27 protein-coding genes and 1 riboswitch are annotated in these 25,976 nt (G+C 53.1%); of the genes, 12 read left to right on the top strand and 15 right to left on the bottom strand.

Translation table 11 applies throughout. The annotated features are described in order from the left end of the window. Nucleotides 1-13: 13 nt before the first annotated feature. From manX to mntP, 5 genes are all read left to right on the top strand, one after another. Complete coding sequence (gene manX, locus ACN9MQ_RS13450; RefSeq protein WP_014170598.1) at nt 14-976, top strand: PTS mannose transporter subunit IIAB; 963 nt, start codon at nt 14-16, stop codon at nt 974-976. A 47-nt stretch (nt 977-1,023) separates the two neighbouring features. Continuing rightward, the gene (gene manY, locus ACN9MQ_RS13455; RefSeq protein ID WP_014170599.1) at nt 1,024-1,824 is read left to right on the top strand and encodes a PTS mannose transporter subunit IIC; all 801 of its coding nucleotides are present in this window, start codon (nt 1,024-1,026) and stop codon (nt 1,822-1,824) included. 12 nt (nt 1,825-1,836) lie between these two features. Then, nucleotides 1,837-2,688 (top strand): PTS mannose transporter subunit IID, encoded by an 852-nt coding sequence (locus ACN9MQ_RS13460; protein WP_006810994.1) that lies wholly within the window; start codon nt 1,837-1,839, stop codon nt 2,686-2,688. A gap of 54 nt (nt 2,689-2,742) precedes the next feature. Then, a complete protein-coding gene (locus ACN9MQ_RS13465) occupies nt 2,743-3,201 on the top strand; it encodes a DUF986 family protein (RefSeq protein ID WP_426020976.1) in 459 nt (152 codons plus the stop codon). 198 nt (nt 3,202-3,399) lie between these two features. Then, a riboswitch (yybP-ykoY riboswitch) is annotated at nt 3,400-3,589 on the top strand. Nucleotides 3,590-3,599: 10 nt separating this feature from the next. Next, nucleotides 3,600-4,166: a manganese efflux pump MntP gene (mntP, locus tag ACN9MQ_RS13470; RefSeq protein ID WP_014170601.1), complete on the top strand. Its 567-nt coding sequence runs from the start codon at nt 3,600-3,602 to the stop codon at nt 4,164-4,166. Here mntP and rlmA read toward each other — a convergent pair. From rlmA to mgrB, 7 genes are all read right to left on the bottom strand, one after another. Beyond that, nucleotides 4,163-4,978 carry a 23S rRNA (guanine(745)-N(1))-methyltransferase gene (gene rlmA / locus ACN9MQ_RS13475; protein ID WP_426020975.1) on the bottom strand — a complete coding sequence of 272 codons (816 nt, stop codon included), beginning with the start codon at nt 4,976-4,978 and terminating at the stop codon, nt 4,163-4,165. The two genes, mntP and rlmA, sit on opposite strands and share 4 nt — an antisense overlap. A 67-nt stretch (nt 4,979-5,045) precedes the next feature. After that, on the bottom strand, nt 5,046-6,752 hold the full coding sequence (gene ftsI / locus ACN9MQ_RS13480) for a peptidoglycan glycosyltransferase FtsI (protein ID WP_252068424.1): 1,707 nt from the start codon (nt 6,750-6,752) through the stop codon (nt 5,046-5,048). Between the two features lie 231 nt (nt 6,753-6,983). Then, entirely contained in the window at nt 6,984-7,193 is a 210-nt protein-coding gene (gene cspE, locus ACN9MQ_RS13485) for a transcription antiterminator/RNA stability regulator CspE (protein ID WP_001062678.1), read from the bottom strand. 39 nt (nt 7,194-7,232) lie between these two features. Then, nucleotides 7,233-7,349, bottom strand: a complete 117-nt coding sequence (locus ACN9MQ_RS13490; RefSeq protein WP_032611517.1) for a DUF2627 domain-containing protein — start codon at nt 7,347-7,349, stop codon at nt 7,233-7,235. 525 nt (nt 7,350-7,874) lie between these two features. Further along, nucleotides 7,875-8,864, bottom strand: coding sequence for an MBL fold metallo-hydrolase (locus ACN9MQ_RS13495; protein ID WP_426020974.1), 990 nt, complete (start codon nt 8,862-8,864; stop codon nt 7,875-7,877). Between the two features lie 23 nt (nt 8,865-8,887). Continuing rightward, entirely contained in the window at nt 8,888-9,178 is a 291-nt protein-coding gene (locus ACN9MQ_RS13500; protein ID WP_049023015.1) for a YebO family protein, read from the bottom strand. 74 nt (nt 9,179-9,252) lie between these two features. Further along, complete coding sequence (gene mgrB, locus ACN9MQ_RS13505) at nt 9,253-9,396, bottom strand: PhoP/PhoQ regulator MgrB (protein WP_014170606.1); 144 nt, start codon at nt 9,394-9,396, stop codon at nt 9,253-9,255. Nucleotides 9,397-9,555: 159 nt separating this feature from the next. On the opposite strand from mgrB, the gene ACN9MQ_RS13510 reads away from it, so the two are divergent. Then, a complete protein-coding gene (locus ACN9MQ_RS13510) occupies nt 9,556-9,795 on the top strand; it encodes a YobH family protein (protein ID WP_020883418.1) in 240 nt (79 codons plus the stop codon). 64 nt (nt 9,796-9,859) lie between these two features. Here ACN9MQ_RS13510 and kdgR read toward each other — a convergent pair whose 3' ends face one another. Further along, the gene (kdgR, locus tag ACN9MQ_RS13515) at nt 9,860-10,651 is read right to left on the bottom strand and encodes a DNA-binding transcriptional regulator KdgR (RefSeq protein WP_014170608.1); all 792 of its coding nucleotides are present in this window, start codon (nt 10,649-10,651) and stop codon (nt 9,860-9,862) included. Between the two features lie 178 nt (nt 10,652-10,829). On the opposite strand from kdgR, the gene ACN9MQ_RS13520 reads away from it, so the two are divergent. Continuing rightward, nucleotides 10,830-12,203, top strand: coding sequence for an MFS transporter (locus ACN9MQ_RS13520; protein ID WP_063858486.1), 1,374 nt, complete (start codon nt 10,830-10,832; stop codon nt 12,201-12,203). Between the two features lie 48 nt (nt 12,204-12,251). Here ACN9MQ_RS13520 and htpX read toward each other — a convergent pair whose 3' ends face one another. The 4 genes from htpX to ACN9MQ_RS13540 form a co-directional block, all read right to left on the bottom strand. Next, complete coding sequence (htpX, locus tag ACN9MQ_RS13525) at nt 12,252-13,133, bottom strand: protease HtpX (protein ID WP_014170610.1); 882 nt, start codon at nt 13,131-13,133, stop codon at nt 12,252-12,254. 193 nt (nt 13,134-13,326) lie between these two features. Continuing rightward, entirely contained in the window at nt 13,327-15,375 is a 2,049-nt protein-coding gene (gene prc, locus ACN9MQ_RS13530) for a carboxy terminal-processing peptidase (protein ID WP_020883416.1), read from the bottom strand. A 19-nt stretch (nt 15,376-15,394) separates the two neighbouring features. Then, nucleotides 15,395-16,081: an RNA chaperone ProQ gene (gene proQ, locus ACN9MQ_RS13535; RefSeq protein ID WP_014170612.1), complete on the bottom strand. Its 687-nt coding sequence runs from the start codon at nt 16,079-16,081 to the stop codon at nt 15,395-15,397. A 96-nt stretch (nt 16,082-16,177) separates the two neighbouring features. Beyond that, nucleotides 16,178-16,675 (bottom strand): GAF domain-containing protein, encoded by a 498-nt coding sequence (locus tag ACN9MQ_RS13540; protein ID WP_014170613.1) that lies wholly within the window; start codon nt 16,673-16,675, stop codon nt 16,178-16,180. A gap of 132 nt (nt 16,676-16,807) precedes the next feature. Between ACN9MQ_RS13540 and yebS the strand changes: the two genes are divergently transcribed. The 4 genes from yebS to ACN9MQ_RS13560 all read left to right on the top strand — a co-directional run bounded on the left by yebS (nt 16,808) and on the right by ACN9MQ_RS13560 (nt 22,557). Further along, the gene (gene yebS / locus ACN9MQ_RS13545) at nt 16,808-18,091 is read left to right on the top strand and encodes a membrane integrity lipid transport subunit YebS (protein WP_020883415.1); all 1,284 of its coding nucleotides are present in this window, start codon (nt 16,808-16,810) and stop codon (nt 18,089-18,091) included. Next, the gene (locus tag ACN9MQ_RS13550; RefSeq protein WP_020883414.1) at nt 18,060-20,693 is read left to right on the top strand and encodes a PqiB family protein; all 2,634 of its coding nucleotides are present in this window, start codon (nt 18,060-18,062) and stop codon (nt 20,691-20,693) included. Before yebS ends, ACN9MQ_RS13550 begins: the two co-directional genes overlap by 32 nt. Before the next feature lie 76 nt (nt 20,694-20,769). Continuing rightward, entirely contained in the window at nt 20,770-22,212 is a 1,443-nt protein-coding gene (gene rsmF / locus ACN9MQ_RS13555) for a 16S rRNA (cytosine(1407)-C(5))-methyltransferase RsmF (RefSeq protein ID WP_025203859.1), read from the top strand. 105 nt (nt 22,213-22,317) lie between these two features. Next, nucleotides 22,318-22,557, top strand: coding sequence for a YebV family protein (locus tag ACN9MQ_RS13560; protein ID WP_020883412.1), 240 nt, complete (start codon nt 22,318-22,320; stop codon nt 22,555-22,557). A 34-nt stretch (nt 22,558-22,591) separates the two neighbouring features. Here ACN9MQ_RS13560 and pphA read toward each other — a convergent pair whose 3' ends face one another. Continuing rightward, nucleotides 22,592-23,236: a protein-serine/threonine phosphatase gene (pphA, locus tag ACN9MQ_RS13565; protein ID WP_181216027.1), complete on the bottom strand. Its 645-nt coding sequence runs from the start codon at nt 23,234-23,236 to the stop codon at nt 22,592-22,594. A gap of 167 nt (nt 23,237-23,403) precedes the next feature. Between pphA and ACN9MQ_RS13570 the strand changes: the two genes are divergently transcribed. Beyond that, complete coding sequence (locus tag ACN9MQ_RS13570; protein ID WP_426020973.1) at nt 23,404-24,345, top strand: VirK/YbjX family protein; 942 nt, start codon at nt 23,404-23,406, stop codon at nt 24,343-24,345. Nucleotides 24,346-24,751: 406 nt separating this feature from the next. Here ACN9MQ_RS13570 and ACN9MQ_RS13575 read toward each other — a convergent pair whose 3' ends face one another. Together ACN9MQ_RS13575 and copD are read right to left on the bottom strand one after the other, a co-directional pair. Then, on the bottom strand, nt 24,752-25,090 hold the full coding sequence (locus ACN9MQ_RS13575) for a YebY family protein (RefSeq protein WP_014170622.1): 339 nt from the start codon (nt 25,088-25,090) through the stop codon (nt 24,752-24,754). 16 nt (nt 25,091-25,106) lie between these two features. Beyond that, nucleotides 25,107-25,976, bottom strand: a complete 870-nt coding sequence (gene copD / locus ACN9MQ_RS13580; RefSeq protein WP_032680780.1) for a copper homeostasis membrane protein CopD — start codon at nt 25,974-25,976, stop codon at nt 25,107-25,109.

The raw sequence follows: 25,976 nt of genomic DNA on the forward strand, positions 1-25,976 counted from the left end.
AAGGAGGTAGCAAGTGACCATTGCTATTGTCATAGGCACACATGGTTGGGCTGCAGAGCAGTTACTCAAAACAGCAGAGATGCTGTTGGGTGAGCAGGAAAACGTCGGCTGGATCGATTTCGTTCCCGGTGAAAACGCTGAAACGCTGATTGAGAAGTACACTGCTCAACTGCAGAAACTGGATACCAGCAAAGGCGTGCTGTTTCTCGTTGATACATGGGGAGGCAGTCCGTTCAATGCTGCCAGCCGCATTGTCGTCGATAAAGAGCATTATGAAGTTGTCGCCGGGGTGAATATCCCCATGTTGGTGGAAACCTTCATGGCACGCGACGACAATCCGAGTTTCGATGAACTGGTCGCTCTGGCAGTTGAAACCGGTCGCGAAGGCGTGAAAGCGCTGAAAGCACAACCGGTTGAGAAGCCTGCTCCAGTGGCCGCGGCGCCGAAAGCCGCAGCCCCGGCGAAGCCCATGGGCCCGAATGATTACATGGTGATCGGCCTTGCCCGTATCGATGACCGTTTAATCCACGGCCAGGTGGCAACGCGCTGGACCAAAGAGACCAACGTTCGACGCATTATTGTCGTCAGCGATGAAGTTGCTGCTGATACCGTACGTAAAACCCTTCTGACACAGGTTGCTCCTCCTGGCGTTACCGCGCACGTGGTGGATGTCGCCAAAATGATCCGCGTTTATAACAACCCGAAATATGCGGGTGAGCGCGTGATGCTGCTGTTCACAAACCCGACAGACGTTGAACGCCTGGTTGAAGGCGGCGTGAAAATTACCTCCGTAAACATTGGTGGTATGGCATTCCGTCAGGGCAAAACGCAGGTCAACAACGCCATTTCAGTCGATGCGAAAGATATCGAGGCATTCAACAAGCTGAATGCACGCGGTATCGAACTGGAAGCCCGTAAGGTTTCCACGGATCAGAAACTGAAAATGATGGATCTGATCGGTAAAGTTGGGAAATAAGCCCGCGCCGGTTTTTCACATAAAGCTTATGTAATAGGAGAAGTACAATGGAGATTACCACTCTTCAGATTGTGCTGGTGTTCATCGTCGCGTGTATTGCGGGTATGGAATCCGTACTTGATGAATTTCAGTTCCACCGCCCTCTGGTGGCCTGTACGTTGATTGGTGCCGTTCTGGGTGATATGAAAACCGGGATCATCATCGGTGGTACCCTGGAAATGATCGCCCTGGGCTGGATGAACATCGGTGCGGCAGTTGCGCCTGATGCCGCGCTGGCGTCCATCATTTCTACGGTTCTGGTTATTGCCGGTCACCAGAGTATCGGTGCAGGTATTGCCCTGGCCATCCCGCTGGCAGCAGCAGGTCAGGTACTGACCATCATCGTGCGTACTATCACCGTGGCTTTCCAGCACGCGGCGGATAAGGCGGCCGAAAATGGCAACCTGACGGCGCTCTCCTGGATCCACGTCTCGTCCCTGTTCCTGCAGGCGATGCGTATCGCGATCCCGGCCGTTATCGTTGCGATCTCCGTCGGTACCAGCGAGGTACAGAGCATGCTGAACGCCATTCCAGAAGTGGTCACCGGCGGTCTGAACATCGCAGGCGGTATGATTGTGGTGGTTGGTTATGCGATGGTTATCAATATGATGCGCGCAGGCTACCTGATGCCGTTCTTCTACCTCGGCTTCGTTACTGCTGCGTTCACCAACTTCAACCTGGTTGCGCTGGGTGTGATTGGTGCAGTGATGGCGATTCTCTACATCCAGCTCAGCCCGAAATATAACCGCGTTGCGGGTGCCCCAGCGCAGGCTGCTGGTAATAACGATCTCGATAACGAACTGGACTAGCAGGTGAGCGAAATGGTTGATATGACAAAAACTACCACCGAGAAAAAACTCACTCCGGGTGATATTCGTGGCGTGTTCATCCGTTCTAACCTGTTTCAGGGTTCATGGAACTTCGAACGTATGCAGGCGCTGGGCTTCTGTTTCTCCATGGTACCGGCTATCAAACGCCTGTATCCGGAAAACAACGAAGCGCGCCGTCAGGCGATTAAGCGTCACCTGGAATTCTTTAACACCCATCCTTATGTGGCGGCTCCGGTTCTGGGCGTGACGTTGGCGATGGAAGAGCAGCGTGCAAACGGCGCAGAGATTGACGATGGTGCCATCAACGGTATCAAAGTCGGTCTGATGGGTCCGCTGGCAGGCGTCGGTGACCCGATCTTCTGGGGTACCGTGCGTCCGGTCTTCGCGGCGCTGGGTGCCGGTATCGCCATGAGCGGAAGCCTGCTTGGGCCACTGCTGTTCTTCATCCTGTTCAATGCGGTACGTCTGCTGACCCGTTACTACGGTGTGGCTTACGGTTACCGTAAAGGGGTGGACATCGTTAAGGATATGGGCGGCGGCTTCCTGCAGAAACTGACTGAGGGGGCGTCAATCCTCGGCCTGTTTGTCATGGGGGCACTGGTTAACAAGTGGACGCACGTGAACATCCCGCTGGTGGTGTCCACCATCACCGGTCAGGATGGTCAGACCCGTGTTACCACCGTGCAGACGATTCTGGACCAGCTGATGCCGGGTCTGGTACCGCTGCTGCTGACCTTCGCCTGTATGTGGCTGCTGCGTAAGAAAGTTAACCCGCTGTGGATCATTGTTGGCTTCTTCGTCATCGGTATCGCGGGCTACGCTGTCGGTCTGCTGGGCCTGTAAGACATCACGTAATACGCCGGGGGCTTGCCCCCGGTTTTTTTATCTGGAGGATGAATGACTGTCACGGACATCGTACTGGTTTTTTTTATTGTGGCCCTTCTGGCATATGCGATCTATGACGAGTTCATCATGCCCCGCCGCCACGGCGAAACGCTGCTCTCCCTGCCCCTTCTGCGACGCGGCCGCGTGGATGCGTTTATCTTCGCCGGTCTCATCGTCATTCTTATATACAACAACGTGACCGGTCATGGTGCAATATTAACCACATGGTTATTATGTGCGCTGGCATTAATGGCGATTTATCTGTTCTGGATCCGTGTTCCGAAAATCATTTTTAAAAGCCGCGGGTTTTTCTTTGCCAATGTATGGATAGAATATAACCGTATTAAAGAGATGAATTTATCGGAAGACGGTGTACTGGTGATGCAATTAGAACAACGCCGGCTGCTTATTCGGGTCAAGAATATTGACGATCTGGAAGGAATATACAAACTTATGCTTAAAACTCAGTAGGTTAATCACATAGCTTTGGCTATATTCTGCATTTATTTTGCGCACCTGATATAGCCAAAGCTATATTCCATTCTGTCATTTCTCTTATATTTATTAACGTTATTTTCACGCATAAATCTAAATGAAAATCGTTATCAACACCTTGACGAAATAATGCCGTTTCATTGTTGTTTTATATTCTCAAAATATGTTAAGGTTGCGCCCGTCGTTGGGGAGTAGCTGATTTCCTGTTCGCAGGAAATGTACGTGTCAACATACTCGTTGAAAAACGTGGCACGTACGGACCGTTTGCCGCACAGATTTGTGCAAGGCGGTCAGGCGAGACCATAGATACATCAACTGCTGTTTACTGGGGGCAGTGATGTGTCATATGGATATCTCCCGGTCTGGACGCTTTAATGAATATCTCCGCAACCCTTCTTCTTGCTTTCGGTATGTCCATGGACGCTTTTGCCGCTTCCATCGGTAAAGGTGCCTCGCTGCACAAACCCAAATTCTCTGAAGCGCTACGCACAGGCCTTATCTTTGGTGCTATCGAAACGCTGACACCGCTCATCGGCTGGGGTCTTGGTATGCTGGCAAGCCAGTTCATACTGGAGTGGAACCACTGGATCGCTTTCGTGCTGCTCGTATTTCTGGGGGGCCGAATGGTGATTGAAGGTTTTCGCGGTAATGGCGATGAGGAAGACGAGCCGCAGCACCGCCACGGTTTCTGGCTGCTGGTGACCACCGCCATCGCCACCAGTCTCGACGCCATGGCCGTCGGTGTGGGCCTGGCATTCCTGCAGGTCAATATTATTGCGACCGCGCTGGCCATTGGTTGTGCCACGCTGATTATGTCGACGCTGGGAATGATGGTTGGCCGGTTTATTGGCCCTCTGCTGGGCAAACGCGCCGAGATCCTGGGCGGTATCGTGCTGATTGGCATTGGTGCCCAGATCCTCTGGGCACACTTCGCCGGTTAATCTTCGCGCTGCCAGCAGTGGATACTGAAATCCGTCTGGCAGCGAAACGTTGTTTGCTCCGCTAAGGTTTCCCACACGTTCGGTTTCGCCCGCCATGCAAATGGCGTCATCTGCAACAACGCTACAGCTTCTTCCCCTGCCAGGTTCATCTCGTAGGCCAGCGTCTGCACCTGCTTCAGCGTAAAGCCCGCCAGTTGCTCAGAATGTGGCGCATGCAGCCGAACATCATCATAGATAAGCCCTTTAAGCTCCATCAGATGTCGGGGACCAGGCGTGACGGTAATGACCCATCCGCCCGGTTTGATAACGCGTGCCAGCTCCTGCGCCTTACAGGGCGCATAGATGCGGATAACCGCATCCATGCTGGCATCGTCAAACGGCAGCCGGTGGCTCGATGCCACGCAGAACGTCACGCCGGAGTAGCGTTTTGCCGCCGCGCGGATAGCCACTTTGGAAACATCCAGACCAAATGTCTGCGCACCCTTCTCTTGTGCAACCTCAGCAAACCGCGCGGTGTAATACCCTTCCCCGCAGCCAATATCCAGCACGCCTGCTGCACTGTCAGTCAGATTATCTTCCAGCAATTGCGCGACGGCCTCTCTGAGTGGCTGATAGTGCCCGGCGTCGAGAAATGCCCGGCGTGCCTGCATCATCTCAGCACTGTCACCCGGATCGCGCGAGCGCTTACGCTGCACTGGCAGAAGATTCACGTAGCCTTCTTTTGCCATATCAAACTGATGTCCCTGCGGACAGGCATAACTTTTTTCTGATCGCGTCAGACGCGCGTGGCAAAGGGGACAACTGAAGGACATGGCAGCTCCGGGGCGTAAATCAAAGGGCGAAGTGTACCGCTATTCGCCCCGGTATAAAACGCCTGGGTTAACGCATGACGATAAGGTGCGAGGAATCAGGCGCCAGACCATCGGGTTTGACGTTCTCAAGACGCAATACGTTACCCATAATCTCGCTGAATACCGGTGCGGAGACGGCGCCGCCATAGTACGCCCCGTTTTGAGGATCGTTAATCACGACCACCAGCGCAAAACGCGGATCGCTGGCAGGCGCGACACCCGCGGTATAGGCGACATATTTATCGACATATTTGCCGCTTTCATCGATTTTCTTCGCCGTACCGGTTTTCACCGCCACACGGTAATCACGCACCGCAGCCTTAACGCCGCCCCCGCCCGGCAGCGCAACGCTCTCCATCATATGCTCGACCTGATGAGCAATCTCTTCCGGCATGACTCTGTGCCCGATAACGGGCGGATCGATACGGGTAATTGAGAGGGGCCGTTCCAGCCCGAAGCCGCCGATGGTGGCATAGACGTGCGCCAGCTGGAGGGGGGTAACCATCAGGCCATAGCCAAAGGCGAAGGTCGCCCTGTCGAGCTGGCTCCAGTATTTACGCTGGGGTAACAGACCGGCGCTCTCGCCGGTTAAGCCAAGCCCGGTGTTTGTACCAAAACCAAAGTTCCGGTAGGTATCAATCAGGTGCTGAACAGGCATCGCCAGCGAGAGGCGAGATACGCCAGTGTCGCTCGATTTTTGCAGGATCCCGGTCATCGAGAGTTCAGGGTAGTAACCCACATCCCGAATGCGGTGCCCGTCAAGCATATACGGATGGGTGTCAATGACACTGTCAGGCTGCACCAGCCCCTGTTGCAATGCCGTCATCAGCACAAGCGGCTTCACGGTTGAACCTGGCTCGAACGTATCGCTGATGGCACGGTTACGAAAATCGTCTATTGTCGCGCCCTGGCGGTTATTGGGGTTGAAATCCGGATAGCTCGCCATCGCGAGGATTTCACCGGTGGGGATATTAATGAGCACTGATGCCCCCGACTCCGCCTTGTTCCAGGCCACTGCGTTATCTAGCGCATCTTCGGTGATGGTTTGCAGGCGCTCATCAATACTGAGCTGAATATTGTGCGCAGGCACCGGCGCGACTTCCGTTAGATTCTCCACCACGCGACCGTAACGGTCTTCCCTGACCTGCCGGACGCCCGGCTTGCCTGTTAGCTGGGTGTTGAAACTTTTCTCTACCCCCTCAATGCCCTGACCGTCAATATTGGTGAAACCAATCAGGTTTGCCGCCACATGCCCGGCAGGATAAAAACGGCGTGATTCATCGCGTAAATTGATACCCGGCAAATTCAGCTTATCGATCCATTTTGCCTGAGCAGGATCCACCTGCCGGGCAAGGTAGATGAATCTCCCCTGTGGATTCGCGTTAATCCGTGATGACAGGGTGTTCAGGGAGAGATGTAACGCATTCGCCAGTGCCTGCCAGCGATCGTCAAAGCCCACGCCCCCTTTTGCCAGCACCGTTTTTGGGTCGGCCCACACGGCCCTGACCGGGACACTGACCGCCAGCGGCCGGCCCTCACGATCCATGATCATTCCGCGGGGAGCATCAATCGGCAGTTCGCGCAGCGATCGCATATCCTCCTGCTTGACCAGGTTGTCAGGTTTAATAATTTGCAGCCAGGCAACGCGGCCCAGCAAAAACGCCAGACTGCAAAAAATGGCTAAACAGAGCAGCGCAAAACGCGCCGGCGTGAAATTGCCGGCGGTCGTTATCATTTTCTTCTTCACCTGAACCCCAGGACTGTTAAACAACGCCCTGATTTAACGGGAAAAGACGGCCAGAGGGAGGGAAAACAGTGCTACTAACCTCGTAGCTTTGCAACAAGTTACTAACAAGAGCGGGGATGGTAATATTTTGAAAGATAAGGCACATAAAAAAGCCCCGCTATATGCGAGGCTTTATGTCTGAGAGTGAAGTACTACGTGCTTCAGTCAGCAGTGGTTCGATCAGATAGCAGTTACGTTAACTGCAGCTGGGCCTTTCTGGCCGTCCTGAATTTCGAACTCAACGTTCTGGCCTTCAGCCAGAGTTTTGAAGCCGTTACCCTGGATTGCAGAGAAGTGTACGAACACGTCTTTGCTGCCGTCAGCAGGAGTAATGAAACCAAAACCTTTAGACTCGTTGAACCACTTAACTTGACCTTTAATCTTTGCCATTTGCAAAATTCCTTAGAGTGTTTTCTTAGCCCGCAGGCATTACTGAGATAAAACTGAGACATTACTGCATGAGGCACTAATATAAGGTTCGGCAGAGAAGCGGTATTCAACGACAACGTGTTTACTCAGGACTTCTTTACTGAAAATGCCACACATAAACAGAACTGTACCTCGTTTGACCCAAAACGTGTTATCACACACTATGTTTAATATGGCAAGCCATTTTTAAACATGTCTCGATCCGCCGCACAAATTCGAACTGTGCCGGTATGCTTTTGCACAATTATGCGCATGACATATGGACAGCCCTGCTCACTTACACAGACTCGCCGTTGCTTTCACAACCGCTGTTATCTAAGACTTTTTTAACATAGCTCAATCATTCCAGTGCGTCCAGCAACCCGCTAAGAAAAACCCCTACATTGATTGAGTTAGAACAATTTGTGAAAACTTATGCTTAAATCATTGTAACGCCCCTGTATTGTTACAGTGGAAATACAATGTTAATCCTTCACGCTAAACTGTATTAAAAAGCACCAGCTAATAAAGAATGTTATGCACCAAAATAATGAAATTTTTATGACTCTGCATCAAAACAAGGCAAGCAAAACGTTTCGATAAAAATAAAACATTCTTTAGACCTTAGACATACAGAATATATGCAACAATCCAGCGCTTCGTTTATAAGGATAAATATTCACCAATTTTCAGTATCCTGAAGGAATTATTAACCGGTGCTAAATTATCGAGGACTGCAGTTAACTCTCGCACGGGGTCATCAAGCGATTCATCAGCCAGTTCAAACACGCCCCAGTGAATGGGAAACGCCAGTGGGCATCCCAACTGTTGCCACAACGCAACGGCAGATTGCGGATCCATATGATGTATGGCCATGAACCACCGTGGTGCATAAGCGCCAACGGGCAACGCCGCGGCGTCAATTTTACCCAGCCTTTCCGGTATTCGCAGCAGTTCAGGTGAATAGCCCGTGTCGCCGCTAAACCAGAAACGATGATGCCGCCCTTCAAACACCCAGCCACACCACAGGGAGCGATTGCGGTTCCAGAGCGTGCGCATACTCCAGTGCTGCGCCGGTACGGCGGACAGCGTTATCCCCTGCCAGGTGAAACTCTGCCACCAGTCGAGCTCAACAATGCGTCTTGCCCCACGGCGGCGAAACCAGTCTCCCAGACCTAAGGGAACAAACAGAGTGACGTCCGGGAAGCGTTTAAGGATCCGGCGAATGGTCGCGTCATCCAGATGATCGTAATGATTATGGGAGATAACCACTGCATCGAGCTGCTGGAGCTGTTCGACAGACAGAGCGGGAGGCGTTCTACGTTGTGGTCCGAGGAAAGGTAAGGGAGAGGCGCGGCGAGAAAAAACGGGGTCGGTCAGCAGGGTGTTGCCATCAATGTGCAACAACAGGCTTGCGTGTCCGAGCCACCATACCCCATTTTCCTGCGGCTGCTTAAGCGTTGCCGGCTGCCACCAGTGGCGGATAAAGTCCTCATATCCGTTTGCCGGGGGGCGGGGTAAGCCAGCTTCTTTGCGCGCTTTTCGCCAGCGATCAACGTCACCGGGCTGATGCCCGACGGGGTCAGTATTACGAAAACCGTTCGGTGTGTGATGTTTCAGGGAGGGGTCATACCAGGGATTTTTCCAGACCACAGCCACCTCCCGGATAAGACAAATTAACGCTCAGCCACCAGGCGGATAAAGTCATCCTGGTCAGTGTTGTCTTCAGCAACTGCGTCTTTCGCCGACGCTTTCTCTTCTGGTTCGTTAGCCTCACACAGACGACGTAACAGCGCATTCTGACGTTTTTGTTGGTCAAGCAGCGCTTCCAGCAGTTCGATCTGCTCGTTTGTACGGGAACTGGCACGGTTTACGAAAAACCAAATGACAAGCCCCACCAGCAGAACAACCAACGAGATCATCAGGGATGCCATATTTAGCAGCCCTGAATTCAGTAACTCACCCATTTCACCACCTCAATAAAAACGTCTATCTTACCACTGGTGCGAAGGAAGGAAATCACCTTGAGAAAAAATGCGTGTTACCACGGAATAAACTTATTGATTGCGCAAACGCCGCTAAAAAACTGTACATCCTGATCGCACATCACATTGATAGTCTGCGTCCACAACACCACACAGGCTACCAGCACAATAATCAGAATCACCCAGCGTATTTTTTTCACTCCACACTCCGTCTAAAGGCCCGATATAACCAGGTTATCACGGCTATCTTAAACAAGGACTAACTGTACCGCCATCTGGTCGTTTTCAGAATCATGCACTTGTTTCATAGAGTAAACCGTTTAGGCTTACTGCATGACAACAAAGATAAAGAGGCAATGATGCATTTAATCATTCGTACAATTATTGCACTGGCCGTAGTATGGGTTGGCCTTCTGTTAACCGGCTATGGCGTGCTTGTGGGAAGCACCGAAAACGCCGCTGGATTAGGGATTCAATGCAAATACATGACCGCGCAGGGCATGAGCACGGCACAATATATTCATTCAGACAGCGGGATCATTGGTTTAACCAACTGCCCGGTTCTGCGTAAAACATCCGTCGTCATTGATAACGGCTAATCACCCCGATTGATACTGACAAAAAACGCCGCACTGTGTGCGGCGTTTTTTGTGCCCGTAAGGATCAGAACGGGTAGTCGTTATAGCCCATTTGTTCAGAAATCTTGCGTGCGGCTGTATGGAGAATCGCCACATACTCATGCAGACGTTCTTCAGAAAAGCGCAGGGTCGGGAAAGAGATACTCAGCCCGGCAATGACAACGCCAAAGCGGTCAAATACCGGCACACCGATACAGCGCAGCCCTTCTTCCTGCTCTTCGTTATCTTCGCCATACCCCTGCTCACGTACTTTGTCGAGCACGGCCAATAACTCGTCAGTGCTGGTAATAGTGCGTTCAGTACTGCGCTTATATTCCACGCCTTCAAGGATCTGCTTCACTTCTTCGCGATCGCGCCACGCCAGCAGCACTTTGCCAATCGCGGTACTGTAAAGCGGATTACGACGACCGATACGTGAATACATGCGCAGGTTGTACATGGAGTCGATTTTATGGATGTAGACAATGCTGTCTTCATCCAGTGCCCCCAGGTGGATAGTCTCTTTGGTCAGGCGAGAGATCTCACGCATCTGGATATCTGCGCTGCGGATCAAATCCACGTTTTGCAGCGCACGGGCCCCGAGCTCGAACAGTTTCAGCGTCAGAGAATACTTTTCAGACTCGCCTTCCTGTGCGACGTAACCCAGTGACTTCATGGTTTGCAAAAAGCGATAAACGGTGCTTTTCGACATCATCACACGCTGCGACAACTCTGTAATACCAATTTCACGCTCTTCTCCGAGCGCCTGTAAGATGCCAAACACCTTCAGCACGGAAGAAACAGAATCTGGCTGTTTATCCAAATCTGCAATTGCCATTTACCACCTCATAGAGAGTGTTTTATAAAAATCAGAACCGGTTTTTATTATAAATTCCCGTCATGTTACCTGCAATCGATCCTCGTTTACTTCGTTACAAATCTGCGACATAAAACTGAAATAACGATGCTAAAATAGTTACCCTGAGAATAATTTCACACTGAGCTTTTCATCCCTAATGGAAAAAAACCTGTCCGATGGCCTGCCTTTGCCCCAGCGGTATGGCGCTATCGCCACGATTGTTATCGGTATTTCAATGGCCGTCCTTGACGGTGCAATCGCTAACGTTGCCCTGCCAACCATTGCCAGCGACCTGCATGCCTCCCCTGCCAGTTCTATATGGATAGTCAATGCCTATCAGATAGCGATCGTGGTTTCACTGCTCTCGTTCTCTTTCCTGGGCGATATGTTTGGTTACCGACGGGTGTATCAATGCGGCCTGCTGGTGTTCACCTTTACTTCACTTTTCTGTGCCCTTTCTGATTCGCTGCATACTCTGACGCTTGCGCGTATAGCGCAGGGCTTTGGGGGGGCGGCACTGATGAGCGTCAACACGGCGTTGATCCGCTTAATCTATCCGCAGCGTCATCTGGGACGCGGTATGGGGATAAACTCGTTTATTGTCGCCGTCTCGTCTGCGGCCGGGCCAACCCTTGCGGCGGCCATACTCTCTGTCGCGTCCTGGCAGTGGTTATTCGCCATTAACGTACCGCTGGGTATTGTGGCCCTCTTCTTTGCTCTGCGCTATCTTCCCGCGAACGGTCCCAAAAGCACGATGCCACGTTTTGACCTTATCAGCGCAGTGATGAATGCCCTGACCTTTGGCCTGCTGATTACTGCCCTGAGCGGCTTTGCACAAGGTCAGTCCCTTATACTTACCGCCGCGGAGCTCATTGCGCTGCTGGTGATTGGCTTCTTCTTTGTACGCCGCCAGCTCGCGCTCCCTGTCCCTTTATTGCCTGTCGACCTGCTGCGTATACCTCTTTTTTCTCTCTCGATTTGTACTTCTGTTTGCTCATTCTGCGCTCAGATGCTGGCCCTGGTCTCTCTGCCCTTCTTCCTGCAAAGTGTGGTGGGACGTACTGAAGTCGAGACCGGACTGCTGTTAACGCCGTGGCCACTGGCGACGATGGTAATGGCGCCGCTGGCAGGGTATTTGATTGAGCGCGTCCACGCCGGATTGCTTGGCGCGCTGGGGCTTGCCGTCATGGCCACGGGGCTGTTCGCACTCGCACTACTCCCCTCATCACCCACCGATCTGGATATCATCTGGCGCATGATCCTGTGCGGTGCAGGGTTCGGTCTGTTCCAGTCGCCTAACAACCACACCATCATCACCTCAGCGCCGCGCCATCGCAGCGGTGGTGCCAGCGGTATGTTGGGCACCGCACGTCTGCTGGGACAAAGCACCGGCGCGGCCCTGGTCGCGCTGATGTTTAATCTTGCCGGGCAAAATGGCAACCACGTTGCACTTTTCACCGCAGGCGCCCTTGCCACCCTCGCCGCCATCATCAGCGGGCTGCGCATTACCCAGCCCAGAGTACAGGCATAAAAAAAGCCGGGCGGATATCTCCAGCCCGGCTCATTGCTCTTCTTAGCGTTACTTCAGGTATTCACCACTGCGCAGCGCTTCAATACGTTTATCCAGCGGCGGGTGACTCATAAACAGCTCGCTCAGCGATTTTGATTTACCGTTAATGCAGAATGCCATAATGCTGGTCGCTTCCTGCGGTTCATAGCTGGTTTTCAGACGCTGCAGCGCGGCAATCATCTTCTCACGGCCAACCAGTTTCGCCGAGCCGGCATCCGCATGGAACTCACGGTGACGGGAGAACCACATGGTGATGATGCTGGCCAGAATACCGAATACCAGCTCCAGCACCGTCGCAACCGCGAAGTAGATCAGCGGGTTGCCGTTGCTCTCTTCCCCTTCATCGCGGTTCCCGCCCATAAAGCCTGCGGCGATCTGCGCCAGAATACGGGAGATGAAGATAACAAAGGTGTTCACTACGCCCTGGATCAGGGTCATGGTGACCATGTCGCCGTTCGCGATATGGCTGATTTCGTGAGCGATAACCGCTTCGGCTTCGTCACGGCTCATGTTCTGCAACAACCCGGTGCTGACGGCAACCAGCGACGCATCACGACGGGCACCTGTAGCAAAGGCGTTAATATCTGGCGCGTGGTAAATGGCCACCTGCGGCATGGCGATACCCGCCTGCTGCGATTGCTGAGCCACGGTATTCATCAGCCACTGTTCCATATCGTTACGCGGTTGCTCAATGACTTCACCACCTACCGATTTCAGTGCCATCCATTTCGACATCAGGAGCGAAACGAATGAGCCACCAAAACCAAACAGCAGCGCCATAATCAACAGACCCTGAACGCTGCTCGACTGAATTCCTGTCAGGCTTAGCACGAGCCCGAAAACCACCATCACCGCAAGGTTGGTGAGCAGGAAGAGCGCGATTCGCATCATAATTTTCTTTTAACCTCAGTTTAACAAAGCGCACTATGCGATTACCCACATCGTATGGGTATTACGGCTATTTTCAAGCATCCATCGGGCGTAAGTCACCAGAAAGACACAACTTTACACAATTGGAAATTTGCCTGACGGGAGAATGCGGAACAAAAAGAAACAGGCACAATTTCTTGTGCCTGTTGGGGGATTATTTTGCCGGTGCGGGTTGCACGGCGGGCTTCGCCTTTTCCTGATTCGCCAGGTCAAGAGCGATATGCACCGTCTCGTCGAGGTAAGGATCCGGCTCCTGGTAATCTTTTGGCAGATCGTCCAGTTTCTTAAGCAGAGGCTTACCTTCACGCTTGAAGCGATCGTTGATACGCGCCAGACGCGTTGCATCATCTTCGTTGTTCTCTTTCTCACGCTGAGCGTAGTTGAGAGAAACAATATTCCGCTTATCTTTCAGGGCATTGAAACGGGCAATGTCCTTCATGATGTACTGGAATTCCGGATCTTTGGCGATGCGATCGTTGTGCGCTTTCAGCAGTTCAGGACCAAACTGCGTCATATCACCCGCTTTCACGTAGGTCGCGGCGTTAATGCTATCCCACGGCAATGCGTTATCTTCAAACTTCTCGCCGGTTTCAGTCTCTTCCGTGCCTGTCGGCATCATGATATCCGGCGTCACGCCTTTACGCTGCGTACTGCCACCGTTTACACGATAGAATTTCTGAATGGTGTACTGAACCGAACCCAGTGCAGGCCATTCCGGACGCAGCATCTGATCGTAGATACGATTCAGAGAACGATACTGCTGTACGGTGCCTTTACCAAATGTCGGCTCACCGACAATCAGCGCACGGCCATAGTCCTGCATAGCGGCGGCAAAGATTTCAGACGCGGAAGCACTGAAGCGATCGACTAAGACCACCAGCGGGCCTTTGTAATAGACCACACCATCGTTGTCGGCATCTTCACGTACTTTACCGTTGTTATCGCGCACCTGAACCACCGGACCAGACGGGATAAACAGCCCGGACAGTGAAACCGCTTCGGTCAGCGCCCCACCACCGTTGCTGCGCAAGTCGATGATGACGCTGCTCACGTTCTGCTTTTCAAGCTTCTGCAGCTGGACTTTTACATCATCAGTCAGCCCGACATAGAAGCCCGGGATATCCAGAACACCCACCTTCTCTTTACCCACGGTCTTCACCGACATTTTCACCGCGCGGTCTTCCAGGCGGATACGCTCACGCGTCAGGGTAACGATACGGGTTTTGGTGCCTTTACCGGCTGGCAGAATTTCAAGGCGAACTTTGCTGCCTTTCGGGCCTTTGATCAGCGCAACCACATCATCCAGACGCCAGCCGATCACATCGACCATGTTCTGTCCGGTTTGACCCACACCAACAATGCGATCGCCTACGCTTATCGCTTTGCTTTTCGACGCCGGGCCACCGGCCACCATTGAGTTGATCACGGTGTAATCATCGTCCATCTGCAGCACCGCACCGATACCTTCCAGAGACAGGCTCATTTCGGTATTAAACTGTTCGGTATTGCGAGGCGAGAGATAATTGGTATGCGGATCGATTTCGTGAGCGAAAGCGGTCATTGCCAGTGAGAAAACATCTTCACTGTTGGTCTGAGCCAGACGACGAATAGCGAATTTGTAACGACGCGTCAGCGTGTCACGGATCTCTTTTTCATCTTTGCCGGTCAGCTTAAGGCTCAGCTCGTCGTATTTTACTTTTCCATCCCACAGCGCATTCAGCTCGGCTTCGTCTTTCGGCCAGGGCGCTTTGCTGCGGTCCAGATTAAAGGTGTCGTTGCCGGTGAAGTCCATCGGACGTTCCAGCACTTTCAGCGCATACTGATAGCGTTCAAAGCGGCGCTTTTGCGACAGGTTATAGAGATCGTAGAACAGATCCAGCTTGCCTGAACGCAACTCGTCACCCACCCCGGATTTACGCTTAGCGAACTGCTCGACATCGCTGGCGAGCAGTACGTTATGGCTGTAATCCAGCAAGTTCAGATAGCGGTCAAAGATTTTGGCCGAAAAGGCCTGATCGAGATCGAACTGACGATAGTGCGAACGGGTGAAGCGTGAGGTCACACGCTCGCTCACCGTCGCGTGCTGCGTCTCTTCCTTGAGGACCGGAATTTGATCAACACGCGTGATATCGTCCACTGCGAAAGCATGGCCCGTTATAGCAAACAGGCCCGCCAACGCGGTGAGCTTAAAAAAAGTGTTCATGCCAGGCTTGGCCTCCGTTTCAGAACAACAAGTGTTCTGCGCGTACAATCATTGACATACCAGAAGTCAGCTGTACACGAACGCCATCTTTGGTGATTTCCAGTACGGTGGCGTCCATTGCGTTGTTACCCGCTTTCACCTTCAGTGCCTGACCCACGCTCAGGGCGTTAATGTCAGAAACCGGCGTATGGCGCGGCTCTTCACGAGGGGCGCGCGGGGCTTTAGCTGCTGGTTTGTCAGCACGCGGTTTGCGATCGTTATTATCGTTACGACGCGGCGCTGGGCGTGGTTTACGCTCACGACGAGGCGCTTCTTCCTGGCCGTTTGCCGCTGCGGCTTCGCGTTTTTTCGCTTGCTGTTCTGCACGTTGTGCCTGAACGCGTGCTTTGGCTTCTTCCAGCTGTTTACGTGCGTGCTCAACGTGCTGCTCGTCCAGCTCACCACAAGGGTTGCCGTCAAGATCAACACGCGTCGCGCCCGCTTTGATACCGTACAGGTAACGCCAGCTCGAAGTATAAAGACGTAAGGCGGAACGAAGCTGAGTTTTGCTGAGGTTCATTTCCCCCTCAACGCGTGCCACCAGATCCTGAAAAATACCGACTTTCAGGGGACGAGCTTCACCTTCAGCACTGAAGCACTGTGGGAAACGCTCGGCCAGAAATGCGATAACTTCTTTACTGCTATTCAACTTAGGTTGATTTTCCATGAAATTTCCTGATTACAACGGACGTTGCCAACAAGCGCAGGCATGAACAGGCGTCATTATAATGACGCTATCAGTAAATGCTACGTTATCCGTTGATTATCCTGCTACGCTCGCAAAGAATTTTTGATAATCGGTTGCGGCGAGAACGTTTTCGAGGTTCGCCACCAGCTCGCGCAGCCCTTGTTCGTCCTCGGTTGTGAAGCGACTGAAGACCGTGCTGTCGATATCCAGAACGCCAATAATCTGATTTTTTACCACCAGAGGCAGAACGATTTCAGAATTACTGGCTGCGTCACAGGCAATGTGTCCGTCAAACGCATGGACATCTTCGACGCGCTGTACCTGATTAGTCGCGACCGCTGTACCACAAACGCCGCGTCCTACGGGAATACGCACGCAGGCAATTTTCCCCTGGAACGGGCCAAGCACCAGCGTTTCACCTTCCAGAAGGTAAAAGCCGGCCCAGTTAACGTCTGATAGCCGTTCAAACAGCAATGCGCTAGTATTTGCCAGAGTGGCTAAGAAGCTGGTCTCACCCGCCATCAATGCCTTAAAATCGCGGTTAAGATCCGCGTAGAATTCTGTTTTGTTCATTATTCAATCACTTAGTTGTCTTACAAAATTACCGCATAGCCTATTAAAATAAGCATTAAATGCGCTCATGCTCAAGATGAATCCGTTCATGAGTTAATATAACGTTCAACAATACTTATTTGTGCGCAGCTGATGGCCTTAAAAACAACCAAAATTACGCCGACAAAAAAGATAACTGTCCATACGGTAAGCGAAGCTTTGCCTCGTGCACATTATCAGCGTTGCCCGCAGTGCGATACGCTTTTTATGTTGCCGAAGATGAAATCGCATGAAAGTGCTTTTTGCCCCCGCTGCGACGCTAAAATTCGCGACGGCCGCGACTGGTCGCTGACCCGTCTCGCCGCGATGGCCATCACCATGCTGCTTCTTATGCCGTTTGCCTGGGGCGAACCGCTGCTGAAGCTGTACCTGCTTGGTGTGCGTATTGATGCCAACGTACTGCAGGGGATCTGGCAGATGACGCGCCAGGGTGACCCGCTCACCGCCGCCATGGTGCTGTTCTGTACGGTCGGCGCGCCGCTGGTGCTGGTCGCCGCCATTGCCTATCTTTGGTTTGGTAACATTCTGGGGATGAATCTCCGCCCCGTGTTGCTGATGCTGGACAAACTGAAAGAGTGGGTCATGCTGGATATCTACCTGGTAGGCGTCGGCGTGGCGTCCATAAAAGTGCAGGACTATGCATTCTTGCAGCCCGGGGTCGGACTCTTTGCATTTATTTGTCTGGTCTTGCTCAGCATCCTCACACTCATTCATCTGAACGTCGAACAGCTCTGGGAGCGCTTTTACCCTCAGCGCCCGGCCACGCGACCGGATGAAAGTCTCCGGGTCTGTCTGGGGTGTCACTATACTGGCTTGCCCGACCCACGTGGCCGTTGCCCGCGGTGTCATATTCCCCTGAGACTGCGGCGCAACAACAGTCTGCAAAAATGCTGGGCCGCGCTGATTGCCTCGCTGGTCTTTTTGATCCCGGCCAATATGCTGCCGATTTCCATCATTTACGTGAATGGTGGGCGCCAGGAGGATACCATCCTCTCCGGGATCATCTCTCTCGCCCACAGCAACGTGGGGGTGGCGGCAATTGTGTTTATCGCCAGTATTCTGGTGCCGTTTACCAAAGTGGTGGTGATGTTTACCCTGCTCCTGAGTATTCACTTCAAATGTGAGCAAGGTTTACGTACCCGAATTCTGCTTTTGCGATTCGTCACCTGGATTGGCCGCTGGTCGATGTTGGATCTGTTCGTGATTTCGTTGATGATGTCGCTGATCAATCGCGACCAGTTATTAGCTTTTACAATGGGACCCGCAGCTTTTTATTTCGGCTCCGCGGTGATATTGACTATTCTTGCTGTGGAATGGCTGGATAGCCGCTTACTTTGGGATGCACATGAGTCAGGAAACGCCCGCTTCGCCGACTGAAGCGAGAATTAAAACAAAACGCCGCATTTCTCCATTCTGGTTGCTGCCTGTCATCGCCCTGATGATTGCAGGCTGGCTTATCTGGACGAGCTATGAAGATCGCGGAAGCACCATCACCATTGACTTCCAGTCTGCCGACGGCATTGTGGCCGGGCGAACCCCTGTCCGCTTCCAGGGGGTTGAGGTGGGTACCGTTCAGGACATCAGCCTGGGAAAAGGGCTGAATAAAATTCAGGTCCGCGCCAGCATTAAGTCCGATATGCAGGATGCGCTTCGCAGCGAAACGCAGTTCTGGCTGGTAACGCCTAAGGCCTCTCTGGCGGGTGTTTCAGGGCTGGATGCACTGGTTGGCGGTAACTACATCGGCATGATGCCGGGTAAAGGTGAACCGCAGGATCACTTTGTTGCGCTGGATACCCAACCAAAATACCGACTGAATAACGGCGATCTGATGATCCATCTGCAGGCACCGGATTTGGGTTCCCTCAACAGTGGCTCACTGGTTTATTACCGTAAAATTCCGGTAGGTCGCGTTTATGATTACGCCATCAACCCTAATAAGCAGGGCGTGACGATTGATGTGTTAATCGATCGCCGCTTCACTAACCTGGTGAAAAAAGGCAGCCGTTTCTGGAACGTCTCCGGCGTGGATGCCGATCTCAGCCTGAGCGGTGCCAAAGTGAAGCTCGAGAGCCTGGCCGCACTGGTCAACGGCGCCGTTGCCTTCGACTCTCCGGAAAACTCCAGCCCGGCCACGGCAGATGACACCTTCGGATTGTATGCTGACCTGGCGCACAGCCAGCGCGGCGTGATCGTCAAACTCGCCCTGCCCGATGCTAAAGGGCTGAAAGCGGGTTCCACACCGCTTATGTATCAGGGATTGCAGGTTGGGCAGCTCACCAAAATGACGCTCAATCCAGGCGGTTCCGTGACCGGTGAGATGACCGTCGACCCGAGCGTGGTTGATCTCCTGCGTGAAAAAACGCGTATCGAGATGCGCAGCCCAAAACTGTCTCTGAACGATACCAGCCTGAGCAATCTTCTGACCGGCAATACGTTTGAACTGATCCCCGGTGAAGGTCAACCCAGCAACAGTTTCGTTGTTGCGCCGGCAGATAAAGCGCTGCTGCAAAAACCGGGCGTCGTAACGGTAAAACTGACCGCGCCTGAAAGTTACGGTATCGAAGCCGGCCAGCCGCTGATTCTGCATGGCGTCCAGGTGGGCCAGGTACTGGAGCGTACGCTCTCTGAAAACGGCGTGAGCTTCTCGGTGGCTATCGATCCGCAATACAGCGACCTTGTCCATGGCGACAGTAAATTTGTGGTGAACAGCCGCGTCGACGTGAAGGTTGGCCTCGACGGCGTTGAGTTCCTCGGTGCCAGCGCCAGCGAATGGGTTAACGGCGGGATCCGCATTTTACCGGGCAATAAAGGCCCGGTGCGCGACAGTTATCCGCTGTATGCCAACCTGGACAAAGCGATTGAAAACAGCATGAGCGATCTCCCAACCACGACACTGACGTTAAGCGCCGAGACGCTTCCTGATGTCCAGGCTGGCTCCGTTGTGCTGTACCGTAAGTTTGAGGTCGGGGAAGTGATTGCCGTACGCCCTCATGCGGACGCGTTTGATATCGAACTGCATATCAAACCGGAGTATCGCAAGTTGCTGACCCCGAATAGCGTGTTCTGGGCCGAAGGTGGTGCGAAAGTGCAGCTTAACGGTAACGGGCTGACCGTGCAGGCCTCCCCGCTTTCACGTGCGCTGCGCGGAGCGATCAGCTTCGATAACCTCAGCGGTGCGGGTGCAAACCTGCGCAAAGGCGATAAGCGTATTCTCTTCCCGTCTGAAACCGCTGCCCGTGCCGTTGGCGGACAGATTACCCTGCATGCTTTTGATGCAGGGAAGCTGGCGGAAGGGATGCCTATCCGTTATCTGGGTATTGATATCGGACAGATCCAGAAGCTGACGCTTATCACCGCCCGTAACGAGGTGCAGGCCACCGCCGTGCTCTACCCGGAATATGTTCAAACCTTCGCCCGCTCAGGCTCCCGCTTCTCGGTGGTGACGCCACAGATTTCGGCCGCTGGCGTTGAGCACCTCGACACCATCCTGCAGCCTTATATCAACGTCGAACCCGGTAAAGGGAATGCTCGCCGTGACTTTGAACTGCAGGAAGCCACGATCACTGACTCTCGCTATCTGGATGGCCTGAGCATTGTGGTGGAAGTGCCGGAAGCGGGCTCGCTGAACATCGGCACACCGGTGCTGTTCCGCGGGATTGAGGTGGGCACAGTGACGGGCCTGACGCTCGGTACGCTCTCTGACCGCGTGATGGTGGCATTACGCATCAGCGATCGTTACCAGCACCTGGTGCGTAATAACTCGGTGTTCTGGCTGGCCTCCGGCTATTCACTGGACTTCGGTCTGACGGGCGGGGTGGTGAAAACCGGCACCTTCAACCAGTTCATTCGTGGCGGTATTGCTTTCGCTACACCACCGGGGACGCCGCTGGCGCCGAAAGCGCAACCGGGCAAACACTTCCTGCTGCTCGAAAGCGAGCCGAAAGAGTGGCGTGAATGGGGCACTGCCCTGCCGCGTTAATCTCAGGGCTCCGGTGTCAACGCACCGGAGCCTTTATGTTACACTGCGCCCCTGAACTTTTCCCTGTGGTGTGCACGTGGCTCAAAACTCCGTATTTCTTCCTGAACAATTCCTGGCGCAGATGCGCGAGGCGCTTCCTTCTCACCTCTCGTTAGACGATTTTATCGCCGCCTGTCAGCGGCCGTTGCGCCGGAGTATTCGCGTCAACACGCTGAAAATAAGCGTCGCCGATTTTCTGGTGCTGGTCTCGCCGTATAACTGGCAACTGACGCCAGTACCGTGGTGTGCAGAGGGTTTTTGGATTGAACGGGATGACGAAGCGTCGTTGCCATTGGGCAGTACCGCAGAACATCTGAGTGGTCTGTTTTATATCCAGGAAGCCAGCTCGATGCTGCCGGTTGCCGCCCTCTTTGCGGATGATAATGCGCCAGAACGCGTCATGGATGTCGCTGCCGCGCCGGGCTCCAAAACCACGCAGATTGCCGCCAGGATGGGGAATCGCGGGGCCATTCTCGCCAACGAGTTTTCAGCCAGTCGCGTTAAAGTTCTGCACGCTAACATCAGCCGCTGCGGGATCCATAACGTTGCCCTGACGCACTTCGATGGCCGCGTATTTGGCGCAGCCCTGCCAGAAGCGTTTGATGCCATCCTGCTGGACGCGCCCTGCTCCGGCGAAGGGGTGGTGCGTAAAGATCCTGATGCGTTAAAAAACTGGTCTGTAGAGAGTAACCTTGAGATTGCCGCCACCCAGCGCGAACTGATCGACAGCGCCTTCCATGCCCTGCGTCCCGGTGGCACATTGGTTTATTCGACCTGCACCTTAAACCGTGACGAGAACGAGGACGTCTGTCTGTGGCTCAAGGCGCAATACCCTGATGCCGTCGAGTTCCTGCCGTTAAACGGCTTGTTCGCTTCAGCCAATGAAGCCGTCACGCCTGAAGGATTTCTGCACGTTTTCCCCCAGATTTATGACTGCGAAGGTTTTTTTGTCGCACGGTTGCGTAAAACGCAGGCGGTTGAGCCACTGCCAGCCCCGACGTTTAAGGTCGGCAATTTCCCCTTCGCCCCCATGAAAAGGCGTGAGGCGGAGCAAGTCACTACCGCCGCCGCTAAGGTCGGGCTGGCCTGGGATGAGACATGCCATCTTTGGATTCGCGATAAAGAGATTTGGCTTTTCCCGGCAAATATTGAGCCGCTTATCGGCAAGGTACGTTTTTCCCGCATCGGGATCCGCCTCGCGGAAGTGCACAATAAAGGCTATCGCTGGCAGCATGAGGCTGTTATCGCCCTCGCCGGCAGCGAGAATACGTTCGCCCTGACGCACCAGGAAGCCGAAGAGTGGTACCGGGGCCGTGATGTATATCCGGACAACACGCCATCGCATGATGAAGTGGTGGTGACCTATCAGGGTTATCCGTTAGGGCTGGCGAAAAAGGTGGGTTCGCGACTGAAAAACAGCTATCCGCGAGAGCTGGTTCGTGATGGGCGATTGTTTACCGGTAACGATCGCACCGGCTGAAAAAAGCGCATTTTTTTACTGGCGATTTTGCTCTCCTTGTCTACGATCAAAAATGGATGCCCATACTGGTCATACCAGATTTTGATAACACACCCGGAGAGCAATATGACGAAAACCAGCGTGCGTATTGGCGCTTTCGAAATCGACGACGCAGAATTGCGCGGCGAAGCACAGGGCGAACGAACGTTAAGTATTCCCTGCAAATCCGATCCGGATTTGTGCATGCAACTGGATGCCTGGGATGCCGATACCAGCGTACCGGCAATACTTGATGGCGAACACTCAGTCCTTTACCGTGAGCATTACGATAGTCAATCCGATGCCTGGGTCATGCGTCTTGCCTGACCTAAAGAGAACCCGCCCGAAGGCGGGTTATTTATTACTGAAGTTGCGCCAGCGTAAAGTAACCATCGAAAACGGCGCCGGTATCAATATAGTGCAGGTTATTAAAATCATACCGCCGGTCAAGTGGCGTATGTCCGAACCAGAAATGGTCCGCACCGCCGATGCCCTGCCCTTTCCCGACCATAAACCCCATCAGCCGATCGCGATCCCATAGTACGTGCTGGGCGCTTACGGGTTTTTGCCAGCGGTATTCCGCAGCGGGATAGTCAGCGTGAGCAATCACATTCAAACCGTTTGCACAGGTTATCTCGATAATGTGCGGCAGTTCCCGACACGCATTAAGTAACGTCAGCGCCAGCTGCTGCTGTGTGTGCTCAAGGCGGGTAAACCAAATTCCACCATTCATTGTCCAGAGTGCAAAATCATTATTATCAAGGCTGTCAATAGCCATTTGTTCATGGTTGCCGCGTACTGCACGAAACCATTTTTCATTGATGAGCTGTAAACATTTAATACTGTCAGGGCCACGGTCAATTACATCCCCTACGGAAATAAGCAAATCCTCATAAGGATTAAAATGCCGGCGTTTCAGTTCATCCATGAGCCACTGATAACAACCATGTATGTCGCTGACAACCCAGACGTGCCGCCACTTCCCACCATCGATTCGCTGATACATAAAACCTCCTTGCTTAAGTATAGACGCAGCAGAAATTGCAGCTGACACGCGCAGCATTCACAAAGCCAAACGAACGGTAAACCAAATGGAAATAAAGATCCGCGCGCTATTAATCCCTTTTTGCTGACTCTTTAGAATAAGGCATGAATTAAACGAGAGGTCTTAACGTGTCTAATATGCACCTGCACGACGATGTGTTCTATCCGCATCGCACAAATATCATTTCCGAGCTGGTGAAAGGAAAACGCGTTCCGGGTCCAATCTGGCAGAAGCGCGAGTATCGTCTGAAGTTCCTGCTGCGCTCGCTCCTGTTCTGGTCTTCCACCCATCGCGTGCTGGAAACGCTCTCAGGACGTGATGATTTTGACCGTCTGCTGGCCTCTCAAATTACCTTACCGAGTAAAACCCATCGACAGTATCTGATGCGTGGCCTGACGGCCGGCGATCGGGCTGACGCTATCATCAGCCATTATCACTGGGTCGATAGCCTGAAAAATATCACCCTCGCCAACGCGCTGACCAGCCCGCAAGAGCAGACGATAGTGCAATTTCAGGCAAAAAACGACGCGACGTATACCGTGAGCGCCTCCTCTGCCGGCAAAGCCGAGCGGGAAGGTGAAAGCACGCTGTGGCTGCGCGACAGCGAGAATAGCGTGCTAGCAAGCCTGACGTTTAGCGTCGCCCGCAGCAATGGGCAGCGAGTGCTGGTGATTGGTGGGCTTCAGGGGCCACGTCGCAACGTCTCGCATGACGCCATTAAACTGGCGACCCGCGCCTGCCATGGCCTGTTTCCAAAACGCGTGCTGATGGAAGTGATTTTCCAGCTGGCCGCACATTCATCCGTCCGGGCAATTTTTGCTGTTGGTGATGAGGGGCACGTTTTCCGCGCACTGCGTTACCGCCTGAGCAAAGGCCGTCATTTCCACGCCAGCTATGACGAATTCTGGGCAAGTCTGGACGGTAAAAAAATATCCTCTTTCTGCTGGCAACTGCCGTTACAGATGGAGCGTAAATCGCTGGAAGATATCGCCAGTAAAAAACGGGCGGAATATCGCCGTCGCTTTGAACTGCTTGACTGCATTGAGGCTGAGGTGAAATCACGCTTTTAAGCGCGCTGAGAGCTTTCTTCAACTCTGCACAAAAATTTAACAAAACCGGCAAAAAGGGCTGGACTTACGCCTGCCGTTTTGTGATATGGTTGAAGGCGGATCACTGAACGTGTCCCTTCTGAGAGAGCCGGTGAAAGGAATAAATCGTTTGCTTTCAATCAGATAAAAAGAGACCGAATACGATTCCTGTATTCGGTCCAGGGAAATGGCTCTTGGGAGAGAGCCGTGCGCTAAAAGTTGGCATTAATGCAGGCTAAGTCGCCTTGCCTTTTAAGAATAGATGACGACGCCAGGTTTTCCAGTCCTCAGTTAAAGCGGCCGGAAAAAAAGCGTATGAGCATCATTAAAAGTGAAAAACCGCAGTGCTTTCGCAAGCATCTGCGGTTTTTTATTGGAAACCCGAAGATTAACAAAGCGTGTCTGCACGCTCGATAAACGGTGCCAGGCTCATCTTCTGCCCTGGATGCGCGGGATCATCAATCTGAATAACGCTGATTGGCTGTCCACTGCTTTTGCCGCTGGCGACCTGCTGCTCTGCGACATCATTTAAAGGGTATTGCACCAGCGTGCTTGGGTTAATCGCATACAAGGCGTGCCCCGGACGGCAGGTCAGCATCACCTCTTCACGATTAAACGCCCATTTGTCCTTACCCACTTCAAAACGGCTGACGGTAATGACCTGTGGTGCGGCCAAGGCACTCCCCGTGCAGGCCAGCAAGATGAGAGAAAGTAATGTCTTTTTCATAGGATAGTTAACCTTGTCAGAAGGGTTCCCAGGTCGCGAACAGACTGACTGTAGCCAGCACCAGCGCACCCAGCACCACTTCTGCTTGTGTCATTCTGATAAATATTTGTTGTTCTCGCCCGCTTTGCGCACGAAACCGTGGCACCAGAAAATACCGATTTGCCAGCGCAATTACCACCATCAAAGCCACCAGCGCACATTTGAACAACAAAAATTGCACGTAACGGGCCTGCCAGGGAATATCGATACCCAGGATAAACAGCGCATTGAAAACGCCGGTAAGCACCACGCCTGCTACGGCGTAATGCCCCACGCGTGAGAAGCGCATCATGGTGTAGATTGCGGCAGGCTGCCACTGCCCTTTCGCCAGACGCATGCAAAACAGCAGCGGCAGTAATCCCCCAAGCCAGGTTGCGGCACATAACACATGAAGAGCGTGATTAAGGCGCTGTAATGCGCCCACCGCGCCTTCGTTCATTGTTGCATGCCCCACTCCCGCCAGCAGGACGAACTGTCCCATGGCGAGCAGTAACAGCCGTGAGCCTTTATGCGGAGCCAGCCATGCTGTACCGGCAGTAAGGGCCGCGAGAATGATTTGCCACAGCCAGACACTTCCAAACTGCGTCCCCAGCACGCTATGCCAGATGTCGGGGTTGACGACATCGCCCCAGCCATTCCCCATTAACCCGCCCTGAAGCGTAAACATCAGGAGCGCTGTCACCAGGCTGATTAACGCCGCCATTCTCTGCTGCAACTGAAAACGCCGGGACATGAGCCGTTGCAGAGAGGAAGGAGCAAACCAGACGCTATACAGCGCATTGCCAAAAATAAGCATTAACGCGCCGAAATGGAGAAAGCGCAGCCCTACGTAGCACATCGCCAGCAT

The sequence above is a fragment of the Enterobacter sp. R-25 genome, assembly GCF_049913205.1.
Lineage (GTDB): Bacteria > Pseudomonadota > Gammaproteobacteria > Enterobacterales > Enterobacteriaceae > Enterobacter > Enterobacter ludwigii.